Genomic DNA, 23,904 nt, shown 5'->3' with positions numbered 1-23,904 from the left:
AGTTGATCACTCGAACGAGTGGTCGTGGCCGCGTTCGGACAGGGTTTTCCTTGCTGGATAGCGAATTCTCGGTCGTTGCGTGGACATCTCCCAGCTGGGTTCCCCGGCGAGCTGGAGGCCTGCGGGGTCATTTCCGGAGTTTCTCGCGGCGTTGCTGTTGGCGGTGACCGTATGCGGCGTTGCGCACCGCGTCGTCGCTCTCCAGTCGCGCACCCAACGCCCCGGCCACGGTCGCCACGGACGCGGCGAGCCAAGCCAGGCCGAAGTAGTCGCCGCCGGTCAGCGGGTGGCCCACTTGCGCCCCCATCACGGACGGTTCGAGCACGAGCGCGGCAGCCGCGAGCACCAGCACGAGCAGCGCCAGGTACAGCGTGGAGATCCCCAGCACGAGGGTGAGAACGGTGGTGACGTTGTACAGCCGCGCCCGTTGTTTGCCGACCGCGTCGGACCGGCGTTCCCACAGTTGGTGGGTGACGATCAGCCACACCACCATCGAGGTGATGGACAGCAGCATCGCCGCGACCAACCTGGCCACGCTGGAGTGGGCACCGAGCGACCACATGGTCGGGCTGATCAACGTGTAGGCGCCCGTGCCGAGCGCGGCGACGAGCACGCTGGACAGCCCCATCGCGAGCCTCCACGGCCGATTCGCCCTGACCATGCCGGCGAGCAGCCTCAGTCGGCCGCGAAGACCGGGGGCCACGAACCGCACGCCGATGTCGTCGGTCGGTGAGTCCAGCCGCCGCGCGAGGCCTTTCATCGGGACTTCACGGTCGGTGAGCTCGGCGACGACGGCGGTGATCACCTCTCCGGTCTTGCGGCGCAGGCCCAGGCTGCCGAGCGCTGGGAGCGAGGCCACGGCCAGCCCGTCGGCGAAGCTGGCGTCGGCGACCACGGGGTCGGTACCGGTCCTGCGCGGGAGGTCCGTCAGGCACACCCAGAGGTCGCAGCGCTCGTCGGCGACCTGATCACGCACGGCCTCCACCGCGTGCCGCACGGTGCCGTGCTCGTCGGCGGCGAAGTGGTCGCAGATGGACACCACTCGCCACTCCACGTCTGCGTTCACCTCACGCCGCAGTCGCCGCGGCAGGTCTTCCGCGAGGTCCTCCACGATGTCTGTGGCCAGCCCGGGATCGGCGAGCAGACCGAGCACAACGGTCTTCTGCATGCGTGACCGAGTACCCCGCGAGATCGCCGGTAAGCGTCCCGCGTCACGACCCGGTGCGCAGGAGGCGGTTCACCGCGTTGTGGGCGCGGATCAGGGCGTCGTCGCGGCCGAGGAGCTGACGATCGTGGTTCGCCTGGAGCACCATGGCGTGCAGTTCGAAGACGAGCTGCTCGGCGTCGGTGTCCTCGGGGAGCTCGCGCAGCCGCAGGGCGAGTTCGACGTCGTGGCGGAGCAGGGCGCAGGCGCGGGCGACCGCTTCGGCGACCGCGTCCCGCACGGGGCCGGGCCGGTCGTCGAGTTCGCTGGCGGCGGCGACGAAGAGGCATCCGCCTTCGAAGGTCTTCAGGTAGTCGATCCACAGCGACATCAGCGTCCGCAGTCGCGCGAGCCCGGCGGGCTGCTGCTGGGCGGGCAGGCTGACATCCCGTTCGAAGACCCGTGACGCGGCCGCGATGATCGCGAGCTGGAGTTCCTGCTTGGTGCCGAAGAGCGTCTGGATACCGCTCTTGCTGGTGCGCAGGGCCTCTGCCAGGCGGCCGAGGGTCAGGCCTTCGAGACCTTCGACCGAGGCGATGTGCATGGCGCGATCGACGATCGCGCCGCGGCGGGCGTCGCCTGTCCGAGTCATGGATACGATCGTATCGGAAAATACGACCATACGTATTGCCACGTACGCTCGTATCCCTTAGCGTCGGCATCCCACGACCAGAGGAGTGACTCGACGATGCAGGACCTGTCCGAGATCGCGAAGCGGTACTTCGCCGCATGGGGGGCGCGCGACGTCGACGCGATCGTCGCCCTGCACACCCCCGACTCGCAGTTCCAGGCCCACGGACGCGGCACCGCGGTCCACGGCCGCGAGGCCCTGCGCGAGGAGTTCGCGCACGTCTTCGAGCTCTACCCGGGCTTCGGCTTCGACGAGCGGCGCACGCTGTACGGCACCGGCCACTGGGTGCTGGATTGGACGCTGACGTTCCAGCGGCCCGGCGAAGAGCGCAAGGGCGTTCACTGCCTCGACGTCGTCGAGGTGGCACCCGATGGACTCGTCTCGCGGAAGGACACCTTCTTCGACTTCGCCGAGCTGAAGGCCGCGTTCGGAGGTGAGCGCGCGTGAACGCCGCCACGCCGTTGTTCGATCGGGCGGTGCTGGACGCGCTGCCGGTCGAGCACCTCTGCGACCTCAGCATCGACCTGGAGCCGGCCCAGATGATCTCGACGCCGCTCGGCACCCGGATGACCTTCGTGGTCAAGGGGGGCCGCTTCACCGGGCCGGGTTTCCGCGGCGAAATGCTGCCCGGGGGCGGCGACTGGGTGTGGCTGGGCGCCGACGGGGTCAGCCGCATGGACGTGCGCGCGACCCTGCGCACCCACGACGGCGTCCTCATCCACTACGAGTCGAACGGAGTGCTCCGGTTCCCCTCCGACGGCCGGCAGCGGCTGGCCGCCGGGGAACGGCTGTCGATCGACGAGAGCTACGTGCGGCCGACACCGAGGTTCGAGACCTCCGACGAACGCTACTCATGGCTGTCCGGACTGGTCGTGGTCGGCCACGGCGAGTACGGCACAGGCCGGATCGATCACCGGATGTACCGGGTTCTGTAGCGCGCGACGGGAACGCTCACTGATCAGATCAATCAGTTCCGAACGCATATCGACCGCTGCCTGCCGTCCACGCAGTACATCCTCACGTGCAGTCGCGGCTTGCTCGACCACGTCGTGCGGGAGCGCGCGCTCGCCTCCGGACGAATCGAGGTGCGCACCGGCACGGAGGTCACCGGGCTGCTCGGTGATTCGAGTCATCGACGCCGGACTTGCTTACGCTTCAAGGGTTTTCCGTGCTCCGGCCGAGGCGGAGCACGGCTTCCCGCTGGTGCTCGTCTCCCCCGACCCCACCACCGGTCAGGGCGGCGCGGTCGTGCCCATCGAACTGGTGTCACCGTGGCCAGCCGGTTTCCTCGTGCTCGGTGACGCGTTGGCGACGTTCAACCCGTGTACGGGCACGGCATGTCCGTCGCCGCTTTCGGCGCCGTCGGCGTTGGGCCGAGTCGGCTCGGACGTGACGTTGAAGGCCGCGGACGTCGTGGTCGTGCGCGATGAGCTGGCCGCTGTGCCCGCAGTGGTCGCGCTGTCCAGGCGAGCACGCCGTGTGGTGGTGCAGAACCTGGTCCTGGCCGGAGCGTTCATCGCCGGGCTGGTGCTGTGGGACCTGTTCGGCACCTTGCCACTACCGCTGGGCGTGCTCGGTCACGAGGGCTCCACGGTGGTGGTCGGTCTCAACGGGCTGCGGCTGCTCCGCGACACCGCGTGGAGTGCTCGGGCGCATGATCGCCGACAAGCGGGTGATCACGTCCAAGGCGTCACTCGATAGGGGCGTGCGGTGAATCGTTACCGCTCGGAGTGATCGTTCGCTACGTGGTCGCAGGAGTCTTCCGTCGTGCTCGACGAATCGTTGCTGTGCCCGCTCTGCGCCCAACCGCTCAGCTTTCGAGAAACCGGTTCGGCTTCTCCGGGTTTCGGGCTGGTGGAGTGCGGTCGGCACACCTACCCGGTGCTCGACGGGATTCCGGTGATCCGGCACGGCCGCGTTCCGGTCCAGGAGCACACCACCGGTCTTGAGGAGGTCCCCGGCCCGGCGGTGACCGAACTGGTCGACCTGGTTCGCGCGGGCCGGGGTGATGAGGCGCTGGTGCGGCTGCTGGCGTTCCCGCCGAGGTTGACCTTCAGGCGGCGTCCCGTGCCCGGTGGCCGGCGGCTGCTCGGCCTGCCGCTGCTGCGCACCCTCGCGCTCGCGGCACGGCGGCGCACCGTCCGGCGGCTGCTCGCCGAGGACCGGACGTCGCAGACCGCTGAGCAGTGGATGCGGTTGTTCTACGAGCGTTCACAGGGCATCGACGGGGAGCTGCTGGCCTACTTCCTCTACCGCTTCGGCCAACCGAGGCACGTCGCGGCGCTGGCTGCCCTGACCGTGCTGCCCGAGGACGGCCGACCGGTACTGGACCTCGCGTGCGGATTCGGCCACCTCGCGCACAGCCTGCCAGGACCGGGTCGCGTTGTCGGTGTCGATCGCAACTTCTTCCAGCTCTGGGTGGCACGCCACTTCATCGCCCCGGACGCGGAGTTCGTGTGCGCCGACGCCGGTGACCCGCTTCCCTTCGGAGACGGGACCTTCTCCGCCGCGCTGTGCTCCGATGCCTTCCACCTGTTGCCGGACAAGCAGTTGTGCCTGCGCGAGTTCCGCCGGTGCGCTCCCGACGGGCCTCTGCTGCTGACCAGGGTGGGCAACCGGCTCGTGGAACCGAACGAGGGGGACGAGCTCGCCCCTGATGAGTACCTGCGGTTGGTCGACGACCTCCAGCACGTCCTGGTCGACGAGCAGGAACTCGTGCGGTCCTACTTGGAGAACACCCCCGCGAAGGTCGACCCCGCAGGCGCGGATTCCCGCCACACCAAGTGGCTCACCCTCATCGCCGCGGCTCAGCCCGTTCAGCTCCCGCCACCACGCCCCGAGGGAACGTGGCCGCACGCCGCCGCCGAGCTGGCGGTCAACCCGCTCTACCGCGCCCGTTCAGAGAACGGTCGGCACGAGCTGACCTTTCAGTTCCCCTCCGTCTGGTACGCGTTCGAGAATGCGGCGATGCTCGGCTATCACGCTCCCGCGCGAACGGTGCGAGAGGAAACCCTCGCGGCCGTGCACCGCGGCGAGTTGACCCCTGAGGTCGCCGACCTCGTCGAACGGTTCGTCGTCATCGGGCTTCCGCCGCGCTACCTCGAACCAGGCACACCGACGAGCCGGAGGAAGCGCGCTCGCGCCGGCTAGGACTCACGCTGTTGCAGAAGTGCCACGGCGTCCTTGACCCGGCCGAGGGTGATGAGGTGGTCTGCGAGAGGGCCGGATCTGGCCGAGTCGTGTGCTTCCAGGACCGCGACGGCCTCCTCAAGCTGACCGTTCTCGGCGAGGAGGTCGGAGATGGTCCACAACGCGAACGAGGTATCGCCCTCGGGGTGCGTTCGCGCTTGCTCAATCGCTTCGTCGAGCGATCCGCAGTCGGCCATCAGCTGGATCCGCGACTTGAAGAGGTCCCAATACTCCTCGCCGTCGTGGCGTGCCTTGAGGGTGTCGAGGTAGGCCAGGCCGTCCCGAGCGCGGCCCTCGTCGGCGTAGAGCTCGCACAGCATGCCGACGATCCAGTCCTCGGCGCCATCGGGAGAGTCCGCGAGCGCGCGCATCACCTCGATCGCCTCCTCGCCTCGGCCGTGCCGGGCCAGGAGCTGCGCCAGGTGGACCGAGCCGTGGCACTGGCCCTCCGGTGAGTCGATCGCCTGCTGGTAGACGGAGATCGCGCCGTCCAGGTCACCGCGCTCTTCCAGCACTTCGGCCAGCCGACGCGCGGCGTACCCGTGGTGCTCGGAGGCCGCGTGCTCACGGAGTTCGTCGAGGCGGTCATGTCTGGCGAGCAGGCCGGCGAGCTGTTCTGAGGTGAAGTTCTGGGTGTTCAGCAGGGCTATCGCCTCGTCGATGCGGCCCTGGCGTTCGCGGATGGTGGCGAGCAGGCCGGTCGCCGTGTCCGGGTCGAGCCCGCTGCAGCACCACGGACCGTCGCAGCGGTGCTCGGCCGGGATGCGCGCGGCCAGCAGCGCGGCGATGTCCTCGTCCCTGCCCGCTCCCTCGGAGACCTCGACCAGCGCGGTGGCGAGCAGCGGCTCGTCGATTCCGGCGCTGAGCAGCTCGATCGCCTCGTCCTGGCGTCCGTGCCGGGCGAGCAGTCGCCCGAGGAACGCCTGCGGGAACCGCCCTGCCCTGGTGTGCTGCCGGGCCAGCTCGATCGCCTCGGCTGCCCTCCCCCAGCTCTCCAGCAGTTCCGCCTGTGCCTGCGCGGCCGGCCACCAGCCCGTAGCGACGTAGGGAGCGAGCACCGTCAACGCCTCCGCATGCCGCCCCTGCTCACCGAGCAGCCGTGCCCATTCACGTGCGCAGAACCACTCGCCACGGGTGGCCTGGAACTCCACTTCGTCCCCGTGGCCGAGTTCCAGGAAGCGGGAAACCAGCGACGGAGGGATGCAGCCGGACAAGGTCCTTGCCCGGTAGTCAAGATCAGCGGCCTCCATGCCCGCGCACCCTACGCGGCGGGACGTGTCCGCAGGCGACGTTCCCGTTCGTCGGTTAGACATGAGCGTGGAGATGTTCGTTGAAGTCGGTGGGATCGAGCTGGCGGTCGAGTCCTTCGGTGTGCAGCAGGACCCCGCGGTGGTGCTGGTCGGCGCGGGCCCGATGTCGTCATGGGATGCGGGGCTGTGCGCGCGATTGGCCGCAGGGGGCAGGTTCGTGCTGCGCTACGACTTGCGCGATCACGGGCGGTCGGTGGCGTATCCGCCCGATGCGCCCGGGTACGACCTGCGTGATCTGAGCGCTGACGTGGTCGGGTTGCTCGACGCCTTCGGGCTCGGGAAGGCGCACGTCGCTGGCAGGATCGTCGGCGGGTGGATCGCGCAGCTCACCGCGCTGGACCACCCGGAGCGGGTGGCCTCGCTGACCCTGGTGTCGACCCGGCCGACCGCGCACGGCCCCAACGACGCCGACTTGCCCGAGCACTCCGCCGAGGTAATGGTGTACGTGACCGGCACTCCGCGCCCGGACTGGGCGGACCGGACTGCCGTGGTGGAGTACCTGGTCGGTGCGGCGCGCGCCAGGTCTCCGGAGGACGGCTTCGATGAGGCCGCCGTGCGCGAGGTCGCGGAGCAGACGCACAAGCGTGCCAAGGACATGGCGTCCTTCTTCAACATCGCGGCCACCGATCCGGGAGCGCGGTGGCGCGAGCGCCTGGGCGAGCTGGCAGTGCCGACGCTGGTCGTGCACGGCACCGCCGATGGGTTTTTCCCTTACGGCAACGCGATTGCGCTGGCCGCGGAGATCCCCGGCGCCCGGCTGCTTCCGCTCGAAGGAGTCGGCCAGGACCTCACGAAGGCTGCGTGGGCGACGCTCGCCTCCGCGATGCTGGAGCACACAGCCCGCACGAGCTCGTCCAGTGCGGTCAGGCGTTCTTCACCGTGACGTCGCCGCGCTCCGAGCTGACGTTGATCGCCGGGCCGGAGCCGTTCTGCACCTGGATGTCGGTCTTGCCGCGGCGTTCCTTGGCCTTCGCGGTCACGGTGTAGGACTTGCCGCCGGGAACGGACACGGTGATCTCGCCGCTTTCGGAGTGTGCGTCGAGCTTGTCGAAGGAGCCGGTCGCGTCCACGGTGACGTCGCCGAGCTTGCTGCGCGCGTCGATCTCCTTGGCGTCGATGTTCTTCAGGGTCACATCGCCCGCCTTGTTGACCACCTTGACCGTGACGCCCTTGGGCACCTCGATGTCCCACTCGACCTTGCAGTCGCCGCCCATGCCGGAACATTCGCCGACGAGCTTGAGCGCGCTGCCGCTCTTGTCCACCTTGGCGTGCGACTTGCGCGTGCTCTGCTGGGTCAGTGCCCGCTTCACGGTCAGCTTGCCGCCGGTGGTTCCGGTGACGGTGATGGTGCCGACGAGGTTGTTCAGGTCGACGGACTTGATCTCGGCACCGAACTCGTCACTCTGGTTCTCGATCTCTTCGGTCGCCTTGTTCACCACCGCGCAGCCGGAGCCGATCACGGCGAAGGACACGGCGAGCACGACGCCGGCCAGCTTCTTCATCTCTGTCAACGCTCTTTCACTCCGGGAACGGCCTCGGTGACCACCGTGCCCAGCGCCGTCCCCCGCGCCATCATCCGCCCGGTGGACACGCCGGTCCTCCAGCCGACTGAGGCTGGGCGCCGTCCCGCGAGTTTGCGGCGGTTAACGATGATCAACAGGAGGGTTCGCCGGTCTTGAAGACACCCCAACCTCCGCGACAGGATGGGCATGTCGCGGCAATCCACGAAGACAACGACATGCCCATCCTGGCACAATTCCTAGGCCCTGTGCACCCACAGCTCGTAGTAGGTGTCCGGCTTCATCCTGCATTCATAGTGAGTGTAGGCGGGCCACATCCTCTTGATGTAATTACTTCCATTGAATGAGGAGAGCGCCTTGTAGTAGTGGGTGCTGATGTAGTGCCAGCTCCCCTGCGCGGTCACGGAAGTACTGGTGACCGGAGTGGCCGGAGCCGCTTCGGCGGACACTCCCACCAGCGCGAAGCCCAACGCTGCGACGATACAGGAAATTGTCAGGCGAACCTTGGCCATAGTTCCTCCCCAGCCATGAAAGGCAGTCCTCACATGGAGAATTAGATCCCGAACTCCGATTTCGCCACCCATCATGGTGATAACAACCCGCAGAAGATACCTGCATTTGGGTGAATCGCGAACGCATGCCAGCGGAATGCATCAAAGAAAATCCGTGAATTGTATTCGACGTGCCGGGGACCCCTCCCGGTGTCGCGGAATGTGATGAATCCGCACACCGCCCCGAAAATCACAGCTCCTCGTGACGGTCAGGAGCCCGGTTCCCGTGAGAACGCGCGTGATCAGCGCGAGCGGGCCACCAGCAGATCGACGGCGATCTGGCGCAGCTGTGCGGCCAGTGCTCGGCCCTCGGGCTTGTTGACCGCGGCATCTGCCGAGGGGACGCGCGGCCATCGTGCGACCGGTGGACACGGCGGTCCTCCAGCAGCTTGAGGCCCGCCGCGCTCGCCGCTCCGAGACTGGGCTCATGAGAAACGTGATCAAGAAAGTGGTCGGGGTCGCGGCTGTCGCCCTGGCGGCGGCGTCGATCAGTCCGGCGGCCTCGGCGGCCCCCACTGTCACCAGCATCCCTTTGCAGCAGGCGTTTCCGGCGATGAACTACGACGTGGTGTGGTCCAACCGCGTCGCGGGGCGGCACCTGGACATCCTGCGTTGGCCGGGTGGCTGGTTCGAGGTGGTGCTGTCCGGGGCGAACCCGGGCGAGAAGCTGGTCGGGATCAATCCGTCCAATCTCTTCCCCTACAACGCGGCGGAAGCGGTGGTGCAGCCGGGACGACGGCTGGCCAGCAGCGGGCAGTTCGTGATCTTCGGTGGGCTGGGTGTCAGCTTCCACTACGAGGGCAAGTCCTGGTACTCGGGTCGCGTTGTGTCGCAGTAGCCACCGAAATCCCGTGCGCATGAATCGGGCGTGCTGACAGAATCCCCGCGTGGGCGGTGACAGGCAGTTCGAGGTGCTTCTGGGGTTGGTCGCGGCGGAGGACGCCGAGCGGGTGCGAGCCCGGCTCGGCCTCGCCGCGGCCACTCCGGTGCCCGATCACCTGATGCCCCAGCGGCTGAGCGGTGTCCCGGCCTCGGTGCTGTTGTGGATGTTGCAGGAGGACGATCCGGCGATCAACGAGATCGTCTTCAACCATCCCGCCGCAGACGGGGTGATCCGCCGGGAGATCGCGCGCGGAACGCCGTTCGGTGGCGCCGCCGGTCCGCTGCCGTTCCGGGGTAGCTACCTCGCCGCGAAACCCGCGACCGACGTCATCGGCCGTCTGCGCGGGGTGACGACCAAGCACGAAGGAGACCGTGCGGCCGGAGCGGTCGTCACGGCGGACTGGCCGGAGATCGCGGCGGCGGATCGTGCGGAGGCGCTGCCGGGGTACGCGCGGTGGGCGTTGACCGTGCGCATCGACTGCCCGGCCGAGGTCCGTGCGCAGTTCGGGTCGCACCCGAAGTTCAGCCATCGGCTTCGCCAAGCCGGGATCGTCGATGGTCCTGGCGAGTACGCGCAGGCGTGGACGCCCGCGCGGAACGTGCTGCGCGTCCTGGAGTTGGGGCCGCGCCTGTTCCCGAAGCGGATGGTCGAAGCGCTGGACGTGCTCGCTCCGCTGGTGCGGCAGGAGCTGAGCGGGAACGTGGAGGCGTGGGCGGTGCTGGCGCAGTTGCTGCCGACGTTCACGGGGACCGTGCCGGAGCTGGTGTCGACCTGCGGAGCAATCGCGCACTCGTAGGCGGCGGGCGGCTGGATTCGAACCAGCGTGTTCCGGTTCTGGAGACCGGCGCGTCTGCCGCTGCGCTACGGCCCGCCGCGAAGATCGTACGAGCAGTCGAGGAGGGACGATGGACCACGGCCTGCGGCGCCCGCACGTGGTGGACCTGGCGGATCGCCGGGCCCTGGTTCGCTGGCGCCCGGCCGATCCCGACGTGCTCGCCGAGGCGGAGCGGCTCAAGGACGCGGCGCTGCTGGACTTCGGGCTGACCGACTCGGCGGTCGCGTCGTGGCTGTACGCCAAGTGCCACCACCAGATCGCGACGACGGCGATCGAGACGGCGGCGGTGGTGTCCAGCGGGGACGGCAGCTGCTTGCTGATCTACAACCCGGACTTCTTCGTCGGCATCGGCTTGGGCGGCGTGAAGTTCGTGCTGTTCCACGAGGCGCGGCACCTGGTGCACAGGCACTTGTTCGCCGATGCGGAGCTGCGCGCGGACCCGGTGTTCACGGTGGCGGCCGAGGTGGCGATCAACCACGTGGTGATGGTTCGGCTCAAGCGCGCGGAGTTGCCGCTGCTGCGCGGTGAGCGGGTCGGGATCGACCCGAGGACGGTGCACGCGGACTACGTGGCGGATGTGGCGCGCCAAGGCTTGACCGCGCTCGACTACGCGGAGTTCGTGCGGACCGATCTCGGCGTGTACGCGGAGCTGAAGCGCATGCGCAATCCTCCGGTTCCTACGCCTGTGTGCTTGCACCTGTTCGACGGCGCGGTGCCGGTGGATCAGGAGACGATCGACGCGGTGAGCTCCTCGGTGCTGCTGAACTCGCTGTTGGGCGCGCGGCGCGGACACACCGGGGCGGAGTCGGAGTTGCTGGACCTGATGGACCGCACCGATGGCAGCTCGGAGCGCGCGAGCCGCATCTGGGGCAGCCTCGGTGCCGGTGCGCTTCGCGGGAGGACGGCGCGCACGGGCAAGGTCGACTGGTGGCAGCGCTGGCTCGTCGACGTGCTCGCGTCGAAGCTGCGCGCGGGTGAGCGGCTGGTGTACCCGAAGAAGCGCGGGGCGGTGCTGGCCGCGCTCGGGCTGGACCCGTTGCTGTCGCGGAGCGGGCCGGAGCGCGACAAGGTGCTGGTGATCGCCTACGACACGTCGGGATCGATGCCGTACCGGGTGATCGAGTGGCTGACGGAGCTGGTCGGCGAGATCGACCGGGTGCAGGCGCACTGGCTGTCCTTCGACGCCGTGGTGATGCCGTTCAAGCCGGGCGAGCGCGTGCTCGGTGGTGGCGGCACGAGCTTCCAGGCGGTCGTCGACTACGTCGAAGGCCGTACAGTCGTTGCGGGACAACGCTTTGAGGAGAAGCCGGACGCGGTCGTGGTGCTGACCGACGGATGCGCGCCGCACGTCACTCCCGCCGAGCCGGACAAGTGGATCTGGCTGATCACCGAGGGCGGCGACGACTGGCCCGACGCCCACACCCCGCAGATGGACTGCCACCGCGTCCGCGTTCCGGAGAGGACGAGCACCCGATGACCGAGGACCGTTCCCGCTTGGCGGGCTTCATCGACGCCATGATCGACATCGGGCAGACCGGGCAGGTCTTCGGCACGCACGGCATCGGCAAGACGGCCACGTTCTTCTCGCACATCGCGCAGGCCTACCCCGATGTCGAGCTGGTGTTCGTGCCCGCGGCGAACCTGACCCCGGACGATCTGCTGATCAACACGCCGGTGCGCGACCCGCGCAGCGGTGAGCTGGTGCTGCGGCAGCTGGTGATGGACCAGCTGAAGCCGGGCCGGAAGTTCGTGCTGCTGATCGACGACTCGTTGCAGGCGGGCGAGACGATCCAGTCGCAGTTGATGCAGATCGCCTGTGACTGGACGCTCGGCGAGCACGACCTGCGCGCGCTGGGCTGCATCGGGGTGTTCCTGACCGACAACGAGTCGCTGGCCGAGACCTCGACGCGGCGCAGCGACCTGGCGATCCTCGACCGCATGGTGACGGTGCGGGTGAGCGCCAACGACACCGCGTGGCGGCAGAAGCTCGCCGCGAAGTACCGGGAGTGGCAGCTCGACGGCGTGTTCACCATGTGGGCTTCGCTCGACCCCGAGCTGCGCGAGATGCTGTCCCCGCGCACGGTCGATCACATCCTCGCCAACGCGCGCGAGGGTTTCCCGCTGCGCTGGGGGCTTCCGCTGGTCAACGGCGAGCGGCTGCGGCTGGTCGAGCAGCGCGGCGGGCAGAACCGGACCGGCGAGATCCTGGACCGGATCGCGAGCCTGCTGGGCGTGTCGAATCCCGCGACGATCGACGACCCGGTGCGCCGCGTGGTGCGGGCGGCGGTGCGCAACCGGTGGAGCGTGCTGCTGCAAGGCCCTCCCGGCTGCGGCAAGACGCAGGTCGTGCGGGAGACCGTGCGCGGGGAGATCGGGCGCGCGCCGCTGTACTTCTCGTTGCCGGTGACCAACGTGGAGGACCTCTGCGCGCCGATCCCGACGGCGAACGGCTCGCTGAACACCTTGCTGGCACAGGTGTTCACCGGGCGCGAGCCGAAGGCGATCGTGTGGGACGAGTACAACCGCCCCAAGGACAAGGCCGCGTTCGCGAAGCTGATGGAGATCACGCAGGAGTGGTCGCTGGCCGGGCACAAGATCGAGAACTTGCGCGCGCAGGTCGCCATCCAGAACCCGCCGTACCACCTCGGCCGCAAGCTCCTGGTGGCGCGCAACAACATCGCGCAGGCGACGCGGTTCACGGCCTCATTGGTCGTGGAGCCCGAGGACATCCCGGCCAACGAGTGGTTGATCTCGCGCTACGGCCCGGTCGCGGAGACGGTGCTGGAGTGGTGGAAGCACGACATCGACGACGAGGGCCGGGCGTGGATCACCAAGCGCACGCTGGAGCGGCTGATCAAGCTGCACGAGCGCGGGCTGCCGTTGGAGCTGGGCACGATCTACCTCGGTGACGGCGAGTACGCGCCGGTGCCGTTGAGCGCGTTGATCGACCGGCTGAACAAGCGCCAGGTGACCGGACTGCGCGAGCTGGCGGGGAATCTGCGGGCGTGGGAGGCGCGGCTGGCGCGCGCGGCGAAGTCCAGCGAGGGCACCAACGACAGCGATGTCGTGCACCAGGTGATCGCCAACGCTGAGCTGTCGCAGCTGCGCAAGCACCGCAAGGCGGTCACCGCGTTGGTGGCGCTGCTGCCGCCGAAGCTGCGCGCGACGTACCTGGTCGGTGTGGGCGCGGACCGGCAGAAGTTCTGGGTCGAGACGTTCGCGAAGATGCCGCGTTGACCCCGGAACGGCGAATCAGCCGCAGCGGCTCTCCCGTGGCCGCGCGGCACCCACCCTCTCCATGCGCCGGATCTCGCGCTCTGCCGCTTCCAAGTGCCCGAGATCGAGGGCCATCGCGGCGCGCCCGGCGACGTAGAAGATGTCCTGGCGGGTCCGGCAGTCAAACTCCGGTCGGCGGCACAGGGCCAGGAACCGCACCTCAAGGCTGAGTTCGATGCGGCCCATTTCGTCCCGGAAGCGGACCGGCAGTGCGGCGAACCTGAGATCCTTGGCGTAGTCGCGCGTCTGCCGGTCGGCCTCGTCAGGCCGGGCTTCCAGGGGGCGGTAGGGGTGGTCGGCCCACTCCGTTTCAGCCCACAGGAGGAGTTCGTCCAGGTGCGCCGAGGCGGCCGCCAGATCCGGGGGCGAAGCGGAGAGGGCCGCGTCCGCGCGGGCAACCAGCTGGGCGAGACGGCTGCGCGCGTCGTCGTCCCCCGTCACGCACATCGCGACGAAGCCCGACAACATGTCGAGCCTGCGCGAGACCTCCGCCCGCTGCCAGATCTTGTACAGTCCCGCCATTCACCGTTCCTTCACCGCCGACCGTGTCTGCGAACCCTACGACGTGCCCCTGTCGGCAGGTCCACCGATTTCCTTGCTGGCGGAATGTTCAGGTGGCGGTTGGCGGTGCACGCTCTGCACGGCGGCGACGTCGGGCGACACCTCGGGGTTTCGGGGGACGCTGGCGCTGAGCGCGTCGAGTCGCTGTTTGACGCTGGTGGCGATGCCCTTGCCGAGCCGGAATCTGGTAGGGCTCAACGCTTTCCGCGCTCCGTCGAGCAGGCGGTGGGCTTCACGACTGCGCATGCCGGTGTCGGTCAGCACGAGGTGGCGCAGCCGGTGCGGTCCGGCTCCCAGTGCTTCGGCGATGGTGGCCGTGGCGGCTTCGTCGAGTTGGTTGTCCTGAGCGCCAAGGGCTCCTGCGGCACGCACGCGGCCGAGGTCGCACAGCTCGACACCGGTGGGGACCGCTGCGGCGATGAGTCCGGCGGCTGCCGAGGGGCCGATTCCGTTGCTGGCCAGGGAGATTCGCCGGGGCGCCCGGTCGGGCACGAGGGCTTCGGCGAGCAGGTTCGCGCCCTCGTCGCCGAGTCCGGAGGCGGAGACGTACAGCTCGTCGACCGCTCCGGCCGCGACCAGGCGGGCGAGGTGCTGGGCTCCGGCCGGACCGAACGGGTTGCCGCCGACGTAGAGGCGCTCGACGCGCCGTCCGGTCGCGTGCGCGGTGATCAGCGCGTCCACGAGAACCGCGAGCCCGGCGGCGTCCAGGCCGGTCTGGACGAGGTCGAGCGTGCGCAGCGAGCGCGCGGACTCCACGAGCGCCGCGGCCGCGTCCCCCGCTCCCTCCCCCAGCGGGTTGCGCTTGAGCCAGACGCCGGTGACCCTGCCCGCTTGCGGCGACATGCGCAGGTTGTCCGCGATCCGGCAAGCTCCGCCTGCCGTGATTCCGTTGCAGCCCAAGTACAACGTTTCGACCTGGTGCTGAACGGCCTGCTCGCTGACCCCGGCCGCGCCCTCGTCGCCGAGGCCGTCGGTGCCCATGAGCAGGTGCCGCACAACGCCCGGCCGCAACGCGGAAGCGACGAGTTCGGCTCCGCTCGGGCCCAGTGCCTGCTTGCACAGGTCGAGCCGCCCGTCAGGCAGGGCCGTGCCGGCCGCGAAGTCCAGGCGCTCCGACGGGGTCACGCCCGTGCGCAGCCAGGACAGCAGCGGTTCGAGGTCAGCGTGCGGTCGGTTCACCACGCCGCTTCCCGGTAGTCCTTGAGGAACACGCCCGCGACCGGGGAGCCCGCCTCGCCGCGCACGATCGGGTCGTACACGCGGGCGGCTCCGTCCACAATGTCCAGTGGCGTGCGAAATCCCTTGTCGGACAAAGCTTTCTTCTTCGGCGCCGGGTTCTCATCGGTGATCCAGCCGGTGTCCACCGCGCACATGTAGACCCCGTCGCGGCTCAGCTCCGGGCCACTGGTGCGGGTGAGCATGTTGAGCGCGGCCTTGGCCATGTTGGTGTGCGGGTGGCCGGGCATCTTGTTGCGGACCTCGAAGCGCCCTTCGACGGCGGTCACGTTGACGACGTAGCGGCGGGGGTGCGGTGAGGCCAGCAGCAGTGGCAGCAGCCGGTCGCAGAGCAGGGTCGGCGCGAGCGCGTTGACCAGCTGCGTCTCCAGCACTTCGGCGGGGTCCAGCTCGCCGATCCGCGCCGACCAGGAGTTCACCGGCGAGGTGTCCGGCAGCAGGCCCGCTTCGTCGACCTCCGCCAAAACCAGCGCGAGCGCGTCTGGCTCCCCCGCTGACAACATCGGCCGGAAGCCTGCCGCGACACGCGCGGCGGCGGGCAGCGCGCCCACTTCGCGCTCCGCGAGCGCCGCGTAGGCCTCCGGCGGCCTGCGCACCGTCTGCGCGGCGTTGTTGATCAGAATGTCCAGCGGTTCGCCCTCGTCGCGGAGGGAGTCGCACAGCGCGAGCACTTGGCGCGGGTCGCGCAGGTCGATGCCGACCATGCGCAGCCGGTCGATCCAGGCTTCGCTGCCCGGCGCGGCTTCGAAGCGGCGCAGCGCGTCGTGCGGAAACCGCGTGGTGACAAGCAGTTCCGCGCCGTCGCGCAGCATCATCAGCGCGAGCTGGAACCCGATCTTGACGCGTCCACCGGTCAACAGCACGCGGCGCCCGGCCAGGTTCGTGCGGGCGTTGCGGCGCTCGGTGTTCAGCGCCGCGCAGGCAGGGCAGAGCCGGTGGTAGAACGCGTCCGCTTCGCGGTAGCCGACCTTGCAGACGTAGCAGTGGCGCGTCCTGGTGAACACCGCGGGCTCCGTCGCCGTCGGCATCTCCAGCGGCGCGTCCTCACGCCGCTCGCGCGCTCCGGTCGCGGTCGCCGCCTCGATCTCGGCATCCGTCGCAGCGCGCTCGGAGGCGCGGAGATTCCTGCGGCGCTGCCGCCCGTCCCGCACGAAGGACTCCGCCACCCGCTCGGCCTGCCGCCGCATCGGGTCGTCCTCGGGCAGGGCGCGCAGCCTGGCGACGGTGTCGTGGAACGCCGTGAGCTCCGCGTCGGTGATGCCGCTCATGCCCGTCTCTCCCTGTGGTCCCGGCCGGATTCGAACCGACGTTCTCCACCTTGAGTAGATGGGTGCGCCTGCCTCTGCGCTACGGGACCCCGTGACCGGTTTCGCCGCGAACTCTAGCCGATCGCCGCGAGCACATCGGCGTATTTCAGCCCGTGCTCGCGCAGGAGTTTCAGTGCTCGCTCGGACACCACGACCATGCAGTTCTCGTCGAGACCCAGGTCTTCACGATGCGCTTTGCCGGTGAACCGCAGCCACTTCCCGTTCGGCAACGGCTCCTCGATCAGCTCGTCGCACTCAACGCCCGTAAGCTCACACCTGATTGCGTCGGCGAGCTGCTGGTGAAGCGATACTCCAGACGCGTCACTCTGAGCGCACGACCACTGGGATCGAAGACGGTTCCGGTCCCAGTTCACCGGCGACCTCTGGCTCGACGACGAAGAAACCCACGAGTCTCACTTCTCGCATCAGAGCAGAGAGTGGTCCCGGCCGGAATCGAACCGGCGTACTCCCCTTAGGCTAAGGGGCGCGACTGCCTCTGCGCTACGGGACCTTACGACAGGCGTTCGCTGGGAACCTTAGCCAGTGTGCTCGTGACGTGGTTTCAACGCCACCAGATCCTGTTGAGCGGGCGGGAGCCGAGAACGTCGCGGCTGACTCACGACGACGTCACGCTGCTCGGGGCGTGGTTGTTGGGCCTCTCCAGGCAAGCGCCTCCCGGCGAAGGGCACGTCGAGCCGGAGCACGTGCGAAAGCGGCTGCGTGAGGTCACCGACGAGGCCGCTCTCCGACGCCCGCGCAACCTCGACGAGTGGAAGGAAGACCCCGACGTGAAGTGGGCGTTGCTGGCTCGCTCGACCACTGCGCGCGGCGGCTCGTGAAGACTGCGGTCCCGGCCGGATTCGAACCGACGTCTCCGCTCTGACAAAGCGGCGCGCCTGCCTCTGCGCTACGGGACCCGCACGACGAGCTCCACCAGGAATTCTAGTCCTGATCACGGGGGTCGATCGCGCACCGATGAGGTTTCCGCGCCGCGACCGTCTGTACGTGTGAGATCGACTCACGAGAGGTTGGCACGATGCGGAAACTGGTCTACGGCATGAACGTGTCCCTGGACGGCTACGTCGCGGCGGCGGGCGGCGACATCGGCTGGGGTGTGTCGAGCGATGAGCTGTTCCGGTGGTGGCTCGACCAGGAGTTGAGGATCGAGATGTTCCTCTACGGGCGGAAGCTGTGGGAGACGATGAGTTCCCACTGGCCGACCGGCGACCAGCGCCCCGGCGCCACTCCTGCGGAGCGCGAGTTCGCGCGGAACTGGCGGGACACGCCGAAGGTGGTGTTCTCCTCGACGATCGGCGAGCTCGACTGGAACGCGCGCCTGGTCACCGGTGACGCGGTCGCGGAGATCGCCCGGCTCAAGGCCGAGGACGGCGGGCCGATGCGGGTCGGTGGCGCGACGCTCGCCGCAGCGGCCATGCGTGCCGGACTCGTCGACGAGTACGAGATCGTCACTCACCCCGTCCTGGTGGGCGGTGGCATGCCGTTCTTCACCGCGCTGGAGAGCCGGGTGAACCTGAACCTGGTGCAGACGCGGAGCTTTCCGGGCGGCGTGGTGATGACGCGGTACGAGACGACGCCGTCGTCGGTGTGATCACAGTGTCCGGGCCAAGCCCAGCCAGGGTTTGCCGGTGGCGTCGAACCCGGTGAGCTCGGCGATCTTCCCGTCGACGACGTGCAGGGCCGCGATGGCGAACAGCCGGTGCTCCCGCTCGCCGGGGGTGCGCAGGTACAGCGCGGCGGCGGGCATGCGGTTGACCGTTGTGGCGACGCCGCGCCAGTCGTCGTGACCGCGCTGGAAGAGCCCACCTGAGACCCAGCCGTCCACCGCGTCCTTGGCTGTCCTGGTCACGGTGCCCGCCCCGGGCAGCATCGCGAAGCGCAGGTCGTCGCGGAGCAGGGAGGTCAAGAGGTCGAGGTCGTTGCGCTCATGGGCGTCGATGTAGGCCTTCACCGCGGCCCGCTCGTCGTTCGACAGCTCGTGTGCGGCGGGGCTGCGCCAGTCGAGGCGGCGGCCGGGCAGGTGCTCGCGCATGGTCACGCGCGCCCGTTGCAGCGCGCTGGTCACGGAGGCGACGGTCAGTTCGAGGGCGTCGGCGGTCTTCGACGCCGGCCAGCCCAGGACGTCGCGCAGGATGAACACCGCTCGCTGTCTCGGTGGCAGGTGCTGGACGGCGACGATGAACGCCAGTTCGACCGTTTCCCGAGCCACCACCGATTCCTGCGGGTCTTCGGGGAGCATCAGGTCGGGGTACGGCTGCAAGTGCGGCATGTCGGCGCCGGGGTCCGGCAGCTCGAACGGTACGGGCGTGCGCTTCTCCAGGAAGTCGAGGCAGGCGTTCGTCGCGATCCGGTACAGCCAGGTCCGCAGGGCGGCATGGCCCTTGAAGGACTCCCGCTTGTTCCACGCGCGCAGGAACGTCTCCTGCGTCAGGTCCTGGGCGTCCTCGTAGTTGGCGAGCATCCGGTAGCAGTGCACCTGCAGCTCACGCCGGTGGCGCTCGGTGATGAGCGCGAACCGCGCCGTGTCACCCGAGCGGGCCACCGCGATGAACGCGGCTTCGTCGGCGCCCAGCGACTTGGCGTCGGTCATGGTCACCAATCCTTCCTCCGGTGTGCGGGGCCTGCCAGAACTGACGGCTGGTGGAGGATTTCTGATCGGTGCGGGGCAGATGCGGTCCTCGTCGAGGCTCTTGCAAACCCCTCCCGCCCCGTGCGGCGGTTGCTGGACATGGCCGAGGTGTGGCCACAGGGCTTGCTGGTCGCGGCTCGCACCCCAGCTATTGGAGTGCCTCGGTCACGCGGGCGTTGTTCAGTCCGTGTTCGCGCAGCACAGCAAGTGCTCGTTCGGACACCACGAGCATGAAGTCCTCGTCGACACCCAGGTCTTCCTGGTGCGCCTTGCCGGTGAAGCGCAGCCACTTCCAGCGAGGCAACGGTTCCTCGATCAGCTCTTCGCCCTCGGGCGAGAGGCTGACCTCCAACTCGTCGAACTCGACCCCGGTGAGACCAGCCTCGGTGATCGCGGCAGCCAGCGCTTCGGTGACGATGAAGCAGGGGGTGCATTCGAGGACGGCGTCGCCGAGCCAGTCGGAGAAGCGGTACTCCAAGCGCGTCACCACCGCCGGTTCGACGCTGAAGTCGAGGACGGTGTTGTCGCCGAAGTCGCCAGCGACCTCGGGCTGGACGATGTAGTACCCCATGGCTGGACGCCTCACCTGATGCTCGGGTTGAACGACGTGCCGTACTGGTCGTCGATCATGGTAGCGAAGTCGAGGAGCTGCCGTTTCGTGGGAAGAGTGCGGTTCTTGCGGAAGGGCTTGTAGAAATCGTTCCAAGCGATGCGGATTGCGCTGAGGTGCACTCGGTTGTTGATGAGCCCCTTCGGAACACCTCGCAGGTTCTCCAGGGAGTGAACCTCCTCGGTCTGCACCACGCCGGGAAAAATTCTGAGCACCTGTTGCTCGACGGCGTGGTGCACGACCACCTTGCCTTCGGTGTCGGGGTGGGCGTCGAAGAACGTCTTGCGGTAGTTGGTCGAGGTCGTCCAGCCGAAGCTGGCGGGCTTGCCCGTGCGCGGCGACGCCTTGGTGCTGCTGGGTTTCGTCTTGCCTGGAGGCGTCGTAGACGCGTCTACTGTCGGCGCGACGCTTGTGCCGGAGGACGGCTCCGCTGCGGGAGTTACCGGAGCGTCGGGGAGAACGCCTCCACGTCCAGCCCGGCTGTGGCGCTGGATGTATCGCTCGGTTCCGCTGCGAGCCTGCGTGTAGAGGGCGGCGGCGGCTTCGAGCTCGTCGGGCACGCCTGCCAGCAGCTCGACGGCCTCCAGCAGTTCCGGCTGGCTGCTCTCGGCCGCGGTCGCGCTGAGAACGACGAGGACTTCCTCACGCAAGTACTCGGCGGAGGTCTTCAGCTCTTCCAGGCGGAGGCCCTGCAGCGCGGCGCGAAGTCGTTCGGCTATCTCACCAACGTTCGTCATCCCGGCCGCCTAGATGCCGTTGGCGTAGGCGGACACCAGGTCTCCGGCACAGGCAAGCCGCTCCCCGACGCCCTCGAGCTGATCGACGGCCTGGTGGATGAACCCGACGACCTCGGCGACGCTCGTGTCGCCACTGGAGCGCCAGGCTTCGGCCAGCTCGGCGGCCACGGAGAGGGCGTCGGTCTTGTTCTGGAGGACTACCGCGGCGGGCAGCTGCTCGACGATCTGAAGCAGCTGGGCGCGCAGATCACCGACACTTCCGTGCACGCAGGAGTCCCCCGAGTTCTTGCTCGCAGCCGCAGACGATGCGTTGCAGCCGGGGACGCTACAGCGGGAGAACAGCGAAATCGGGGGCTTTCAGACTGGTTCATGCGCGTGGCCTAGTTGGCGCGAACAACCATCCCGGTGACGACTCACGGCACTCGAGCCTCAGCGCTTGTGATGCCATCGGCTTCCAGTCTGTCGATCCTGCTCGACAGAGCATGCCACGGAACGACCAGTCCTCGTTGTTACGAACCTCAGTGGCAGCCGGTCATGGAGGTTCCTCTAGAGAGGAGCAGCTTCCTCGACATCCGCATACTCCAAGCCGTGCTCACGCAGCAGTTTCAGGGCCTGCTCGGACACCACGAGCATGCTCTTGTCCAAGCCGAAGTCGTCGCCGTGGGGTGCACCGGTGAAGCGGAGCCACTTCCAGGCCGGGAGCGGTTCTTCGATCAGCTCTTCGCCCTCGGGGGACAGGCTGATCTCGACATCATCGAACCTCGCTCCGCTGAGACCGGCGGTGGCGATCGCCTCGGCCAGCGTCTCGGTGACGATGAAGCAGGGAGTGCACTCCAGGATGGCATCGCCGAGCCAGTTGGTGAACCGGTACTCGAGGCGCGTGACAGCTGCTGGTTGGACGGTGCGGTCGAAGACGGTGTTGTCGCCGAAGTCGCCAGCGACCTCCGGTTCGACGGTGTAATACTTCATCTGTCCCTGCTTCTCACCGGATGTTGGGGTTGAACGACGTGCCGTACTGATCGTCGATCATGGTAGCGAAATCGAGCAGTTGTTGTTTGCTGGGAACGGTGTTGCTGTCCCGGAACGGCTTGTAGAAGCGGTTCCAGGCTTTGCGGATAGCGCTGAGGTGAACCAGGTTGTTGGTGGGGCCCTTGGGGATGCCACGGAGGTTTTCGAGGGAGTGCATCTCCTCCGTCTGCACGACGCCCGGGAAGTACTTGAGCACCTGCTGCTCAACCGCGTGGTGCACGACCACCTTGCCCGCAGTCTCCGGATGGGCGTCGGTGAAGGTCTTGCGGTAGTTGGTGGAGGTTGTCCAGCCGAAGCCAGCGGGCCTCGGCGGGACCGCAGAAGCTTTGGTGGTACTGGGTTTCGTCGCGGCTGGAGATGTCGTAATCGTGTCGGTCTTCGGTGCGGTGCTTGAGCTGGAGGACGGCGCTGCAACCTCGTACTCGGCGGCGCCGGGGAGTACGCCCGAACTTCCCGCGCGACTGTGCCGTTGGATGTACTCCTCGGTTCCGCCGCGAGCCTGCTCGTAGAGCGCAGCGGCAGCTTCGAGTTCATCCGGTACACCCGCCAGCAGCTCGACCGCCTCCAGGAGCTCCGGTCGGTTACTGTCGGCCGCGGCTGCGGCGAGAACAACGAGGACTTCCTCGCGCAGGCGCGCAGCTGAAGCGATCAGCTCATCCGGGCGGAGGTCCTGCAGTGCGGCGTGAAGCCGCTCGGCCACCTCACCAACGTTCGCCACCTAGCGGCCTAGATGCCGTTGGCGTAGGCGGACACGAGGTCTCCGACAGTGGCGAACCGCTCCCCGACACCCTCAAGCTGATCGACGGCCTGGTGGATGAACCTGATGACCTCGGCCGCGTCGGTCTCGCGAGTGGAGCGCCAGGCTTCGGACAGCTCGCCGGCTGCGGCAAGAGCGTCGGTCTTGTTCTGCAGCACTACGGAGATGGGTAGCTCCTCGACAAGCTGAAGCAGCTGGGAGCGCAGGTCCCCGACGCTTCCGTACATGCAGTAGTCCCCCGAGTTCTCGCTCGCCACGGCAGATGATCTAGTGCAGCTGGGGACGCTACAGCGGGAGAGCAGCGAAATCGGAGGCTTTCAGAACGGTTCACGCGCGTGGCCTAGTTGGCGCGAACAGCCATCCGAGTGAGGCCGCAAGCCCTTCGCACCTCAGGGCTTACGGCGCGGTTCAGCGCCACCGCCCTCGCACGCGCTCGCTCTCCTTGATCCAGAACGGGAAATCGTCATCATCAGCAGCATGGCGGTAGCCGAACAGGCTTGCTGCGTCGTGGATTTGCCGTACATCAACGAGGTCGGCATGGGTAGCTCGGTGAGATGACAGGCTTTCACCAGGACTTGCAGCACCGGTGACACGACGAGATGCCACGCCGGGCGAGATATTCAAGGTGGTCAACAAGCTTCCAGATCGCCGCTCCTCGCAAGGCCGTTACTGCTCGCTCTGATGGCCGGTCGGTCGCTGTTGCTTGAGACGCCCGACGCGGACTAGATCTCGCCAAGCGGAGCTTGCTCGCCAACCAGCACGCCGCGCCGCGGGGAACGGTCACCTTGCTCTACGTCGCCGACGAAGAGCTGGGTGCGCTCGTCAAGCAGCTCGAGCCGCACGTTGCCCAGCTGCGGCGTGGATCGGTGTGCGCAACCGGGGAGGTGCAGTACACCGAGAACAGCAGGCCGACGACCGCGCTCACGGTCCCGTTCGACAACGTGGTTACACAACATGACGAACGAGGCACAGACCGTACGAGAGTTCGTACGGTCTGCGGTTTGTATGAGGACTGCGTGGTGGTCCCGGCCGGATTCGAACCGGCGTGTCCGCTCTGCCAGAACGGGGCGCCTGCCTCTGCGCTACGGGACCGGTTGGAGCGTAACGGGTCGGCCTGGTGTGCCTGGGCGCTGGCGATCGGTGGCACCGGCGGTTTCGTGGTCGCTGCCGTGCTGGAGCACCGCAGGCTCAGCCGCGGCGCATGCGCAGGCCCGCGGTGACGCTCTGGAGGTTCTTGGCCTGGGTGAGGAGGTCGTGGGTGGCCTCGCGCATGGCCTGGAGGTGCTGCCGGAGCAGGGGCGCGATGTCGGCGGTGGGGGTCGGGGTGAAGCCGAGGGCCTCGGCGAGCTGGTCGCGCAGGTCCTGCGGCAGGTCGGCGAACTGGATCATCTACAGCGCTCCGCCCGCGTACTGCGGCAGCACCGACAGCAGGTACTCGATCCGCGTGCTGACCGCCTCGGCCTCCTGGCGCAGAGCGGTGACCTGCTCCTCGACCACCGCGAGCAGCGCCTCGGTGGTGGCGGCCTGCCGCTGGAACACGGACAGGTCCTCGACGCCGTACTCCCTCAGTCTGTCCCGCACCTCTTGAGGCAGTTGCTCCAGGGATGCCACAGGCACCTCC

30 protein-coding genes and 5 tRNA genes are annotated in these 23,904 nt (G+C 68.3%); 11 read left to right on the top strand and 24 right to left on the bottom strand.

Annotation, left to right across the window (positions count from 1 at the left end):
- Positions 1–127 precede the first annotated feature (127 nt).
- The gene (locus tag ABD798_RS02490) at positions 128–1,168 is read right to left on the bottom strand and encodes a hypothetical protein (protein ID WP_344870805.1); all 1,041 of its coding nucleotides are present in this window, start codon (positions 1,166–1,168) and stop codon (positions 128–130) included.
- Positions 1,169–1,211: 43 nt separating this feature from the next.
- Positions 1,212–1,796: a TetR/AcrR family transcriptional regulator gene (locus tag ABD798_RS02485; RefSeq protein ID WP_344870804.1), complete on the bottom strand. Its 585-nt coding sequence runs from the start codon at positions 1,794–1,796 to the stop codon at positions 1,212–1,214.
- Between the two features lie 96 nt (positions 1,797–1,892).
- On the opposite strand from ABD798_RS02485, the gene ABD798_RS02480 reads away from it, so the two are divergent.
- The 4 genes from ABD798_RS02480 (at position 1,893) to ABD798_RS02465 (ending at position 4,985) form a co-directional block, all read left to right on the top strand.
- Complete coding sequence (locus tag ABD798_RS02480; protein WP_344870803.1) at positions 1,893–2,282, top strand: nuclear transport factor 2 family protein; 390 nt, start codon at positions 1,893–1,895, stop codon at positions 2,280–2,282.
- Positions 2,279–2,770 carry a DUF3237 domain-containing protein gene (locus tag ABD798_RS02475; RefSeq protein ID WP_344870802.1) on the top strand — a complete coding sequence of 164 codons (492 nt, stop codon included), beginning with the start codon at positions 2,279–2,281 and terminating at the stop codon, positions 2,768–2,770. Before ABD798_RS02480 ends, ABD798_RS02475 begins: the two co-directional genes overlap by 4 nt.
- A gap of 184 nt (positions 2,771–2,954) precedes the next feature.
- Positions 2,955–3,536, top strand: coding sequence for a hypothetical protein (locus tag ABD798_RS37170; RefSeq protein ID WP_425549152.1), 582 nt, complete (start codon positions 2,955–2,957; stop codon positions 3,534–3,536).
- 66 nt (positions 3,537–3,602) lie between these two features.
- Positions 3,603–4,985 carry a methyltransferase domain-containing protein gene (locus ABD798_RS02465; RefSeq protein WP_344870801.1) on the top strand — a complete coding sequence of 461 codons (1,383 nt, stop codon included), beginning with the start codon at positions 3,603–3,605 and terminating at the stop codon, positions 4,983–4,985.
- Here the strand turns inward: ABD798_RS02465 and ABD798_RS02460 are convergent.
- Positions 4,982–6,274 (bottom strand): tetratricopeptide repeat protein, encoded by a 1,293-nt coding sequence (locus ABD798_RS02460; protein WP_344870800.1) that lies wholly within the window; start codon positions 6,272–6,274, stop codon positions 4,982–4,984. The genes ABD798_RS02465 and ABD798_RS02460 overlap by 4 nt on opposite strands.
- 73 nt (positions 6,275–6,347) lie before the next feature.
- Between ABD798_RS02460 and ABD798_RS02455 the strand changes: the two genes are divergently transcribed.
- Entirely contained in the window at positions 6,348–7,217 is an 870-nt protein-coding gene (locus ABD798_RS02455) for an alpha/beta fold hydrolase (RefSeq protein WP_344870799.1), read from the top strand.
- On the opposite strand, the gene ABD798_RS02450 is transcribed toward ABD798_RS02455, so the two are convergent.
- Together ABD798_RS02450 and ABD798_RS02445 are read right to left on the bottom strand one after the other, a co-directional pair.
- Positions 7,198–7,836: a DUF4097 family beta strand repeat-containing protein gene (locus ABD798_RS02450; RefSeq protein ID WP_344870798.1), complete on the bottom strand. Its 639-nt coding sequence runs from the start codon at positions 7,834–7,836 to the stop codon at positions 7,198–7,200. The genes ABD798_RS02455 and ABD798_RS02450 overlap by 20 nt on opposite strands.
- Positions 7,837–8,093: 257 nt before the next feature.
- Positions 8,094–8,366: a hypothetical protein gene (locus tag ABD798_RS02445; RefSeq protein WP_344870797.1), complete on the bottom strand. Its 273-nt coding sequence runs from the start codon at positions 8,364–8,366 to the stop codon at positions 8,094–8,096.
- A 466-nt stretch (positions 8,367–8,832) separates the two neighbouring features.
- On the opposite strand from ABD798_RS02445, the gene ABD798_RS02440 reads away from it, so the two are divergent.
- Together ABD798_RS02440 and ABD798_RS02435 are read left to right on the top strand one after the other, a co-directional pair.
- Positions 8,833–9,243, top strand: a complete 411-nt coding sequence (locus ABD798_RS02440; RefSeq protein ID WP_344870796.1) for a hypothetical protein — start codon at positions 8,833–8,835, stop codon at positions 9,241–9,243.
- A gap of 49 nt (positions 9,244–9,292) precedes the next feature.
- A complete protein-coding gene (locus ABD798_RS02435) occupies positions 9,293–10,084 on the top strand; it encodes a hypothetical protein (protein ID WP_344870795.1) in 792 nt (263 codons plus the stop codon).
- A 2-nt stretch (positions 10,085–10,086) separates the two neighbouring features.
- Here ABD798_RS02435 and ABD798_RS02430 read toward each other — a convergent pair.
- Positions 10,087–10,160: transfer RNA gene (locus ABD798_RS02430), tRNA-Trp, on the bottom strand.
- A gap of 33 nt (positions 10,161–10,193) precedes the next feature.
- Between ABD798_RS02430 and ABD798_RS02425 the strand changes: the two genes are divergently transcribed.
- Positions 10,194–11,600, top strand: a complete 1,407-nt coding sequence (locus ABD798_RS02425; RefSeq protein ID WP_344870794.1) for a DUF2201 family putative metallopeptidase — start codon at positions 10,194–10,196, stop codon at positions 11,598–11,600.
- A complete protein-coding gene (locus tag ABD798_RS02420) occupies positions 11,597–13,360 on the top strand; it encodes an ATP-binding protein (RefSeq protein ID WP_344870793.1) in 1,764 nt (587 codons plus the stop codon). The genes ABD798_RS02425 and ABD798_RS02420 overlap by 4 nt, the downstream gene beginning before the upstream one ends.
- 15 nt (positions 13,361–13,375) lie before the next feature.
- Here the strand turns inward: ABD798_RS02420 and ABD798_RS02415 are convergent, their stop codons facing one another.
- The 6 genes from ABD798_RS02415 to ABD798_RS02390 form a co-directional block, all read right to left on the bottom strand.
- Complete coding sequence (locus ABD798_RS02415) at positions 13,376–13,921, bottom strand: hypothetical protein (protein WP_344870792.1); 546 nt, start codon at positions 13,919–13,921, stop codon at positions 13,376–13,378.
- A 36-nt stretch (positions 13,922–13,957) separates the two neighbouring features.
- Entirely contained in the window at positions 13,958–15,139 is a 1,182-nt protein-coding gene (locus ABD798_RS02410) for a leucine-rich repeat domain-containing protein (protein WP_344870791.1), read from the bottom strand.
- Entirely contained in the window at positions 15,136–16,464 is a 1,329-nt protein-coding gene (locus tag ABD798_RS02405; RefSeq protein WP_344870790.1) for an SDR family NAD(P)-dependent oxidoreductase, read from the bottom strand. Before ABD798_RS02405 ends, ABD798_RS02410 begins: the two co-directional genes overlap by 4 nt.
- Positions 16,465–16,479: 15 nt before the next feature.
- Positions 16,480–16,553: transfer RNA gene (locus ABD798_RS02400), tRNA-Glu, on the bottom strand.
- 24 nt (positions 16,554–16,577) lie between these two features.
- A complete protein-coding gene (locus ABD798_RS02395) occupies positions 16,578–16,877 on the bottom strand; it encodes a hypothetical protein (protein ID WP_344870788.1) in 300 nt (99 codons plus the stop codon).
- Positions 16,878–16,941: 64 nt separating this feature from the next.
- Positions 16,942–17,014: transfer RNA gene (locus ABD798_RS02390), tRNA-Gly, on the bottom strand.
- A 40-nt stretch (positions 17,015–17,054) separates the two neighbouring features.
- Between ABD798_RS02390 and ABD798_RS02385 the strand changes: the two genes are divergently transcribed.
- On the top strand, positions 17,055–17,342 hold the full coding sequence (locus tag ABD798_RS02385) for a hypothetical protein (protein WP_344870787.1): 288 nt from the start codon (positions 17,055–17,057) through the stop codon (positions 17,340–17,342).
- Positions 17,343–17,348: 6 nt separating this feature from the next.
- Here ABD798_RS02385 and ABD798_RS02380 read toward each other — a convergent pair.
- Positions 17,349–17,420, bottom strand: a tRNA-Asp gene (locus tag ABD798_RS02380).
- Positions 17,421–17,539: 119 nt separating this feature from the next.
- Between ABD798_RS02380 and ABD798_RS02375 the strand changes: the two genes are divergently transcribed.
- Positions 17,540–18,112 carry a dihydrofolate reductase family protein gene (locus ABD798_RS02375; RefSeq protein WP_344870786.1) on the top strand — a complete coding sequence of 191 codons (573 nt, stop codon included), beginning with the start codon at positions 17,540–17,542 and terminating at the stop codon, positions 18,110–18,112.
- Here ABD798_RS02375 and ABD798_RS02370 read toward each other — a convergent pair whose 3' ends face one another.
- From ABD798_RS02370 to ABD798_RS02320, 11 genes are all read right to left on the bottom strand, one after another.
- On the bottom strand, positions 18,113–19,111 hold the full coding sequence (locus tag ABD798_RS02370) for an RNA polymerase subunit sigma-70 (protein ID WP_344870785.1): 999 nt from the start codon (positions 19,109–19,111) through the stop codon (positions 18,113–18,115). It lies immediately after the preceding gene.
- 187 nt (positions 19,112–19,298) lie between these two features.
- On the bottom strand, positions 19,299–19,721 hold the full coding sequence (locus tag ABD798_RS02365; protein ID WP_344870784.1) for a hypothetical protein: 423 nt from the start codon (positions 19,719–19,721) through the stop codon (positions 19,299–19,301).
- 11 nt (positions 19,722–19,732) lie between these two features.
- Positions 19,733–20,497 (bottom strand): hypothetical protein, encoded by a 765-nt coding sequence (locus ABD798_RS02360; RefSeq protein WP_344870783.1) that lies wholly within the window; start codon positions 20,495–20,497, stop codon positions 19,733–19,735.
- A 9-nt stretch (positions 20,498–20,506) separates the two neighbouring features.
- Complete coding sequence (locus tag ABD798_RS02355) at positions 20,507–20,764, bottom strand: hypothetical protein (protein WP_344870782.1); 258 nt, start codon at positions 20,762–20,764, stop codon at positions 20,507–20,509.
- 279 nt (positions 20,765–21,043) lie between these two features.
- Positions 21,044–21,466: a hypothetical protein gene (locus ABD798_RS02350; RefSeq protein WP_344870781.1), complete on the bottom strand. Its 423-nt coding sequence runs from the start codon at positions 21,464–21,466 to the stop codon at positions 21,044–21,046.
- Positions 21,467–21,479: 13 nt separating this feature from the next.
- Positions 21,480–22,226, bottom strand: a complete 747-nt coding sequence (locus ABD798_RS02345) for a hypothetical protein (RefSeq protein WP_344870780.1) — start codon at positions 22,224–22,226, stop codon at positions 21,480–21,482.
- A 26-nt stretch (positions 22,227–22,252) separates the two neighbouring features.
- On the bottom strand, positions 22,253–22,540 hold the full coding sequence (locus ABD798_RS02340; RefSeq protein WP_344870779.1) for a hypothetical protein: 288 nt from the start codon (positions 22,538–22,540) through the stop codon (positions 22,253–22,255).
- 151 nt (positions 22,541–22,691) lie between these two features.
- A complete protein-coding gene (locus ABD798_RS02335) occupies positions 22,692–22,919 on the bottom strand; it encodes a hypothetical protein (protein ID WP_344870778.1) in 228 nt (75 codons plus the stop codon).
- 381 nt (positions 22,920–23,300) lie between these two features.
- Positions 23,301–23,375 (bottom strand) — tRNA-Ala (locus ABD798_RS02330).
- 96 nt (positions 23,376–23,471) lie between these two features.
- Positions 23,472–23,672, bottom strand: a complete 201-nt coding sequence (locus ABD798_RS02325) for a hypothetical protein (RefSeq protein WP_344870777.1) — start codon at positions 23,670–23,672, stop codon at positions 23,472–23,474.
- On the bottom strand, positions 23,673–23,894 hold the full coding sequence (locus tag ABD798_RS02320) for a hypothetical protein (protein WP_344870776.1): 222 nt from the start codon (positions 23,892–23,894) through the stop codon (positions 23,673–23,675).
- Positions 23,895–23,904 lie beyond the last annotated feature (10 nt).

This window comes from Allokutzneria multivorans (assembly GCF_039537405.1).
GTDB lineage: Bacteria > Actinomycetota > Actinomycetes > Mycobacteriales > Pseudonocardiaceae > Allokutzneria > Allokutzneria multivorans.
This window is presented reverse-complemented; position numbering and strand designations above follow the sequence as displayed.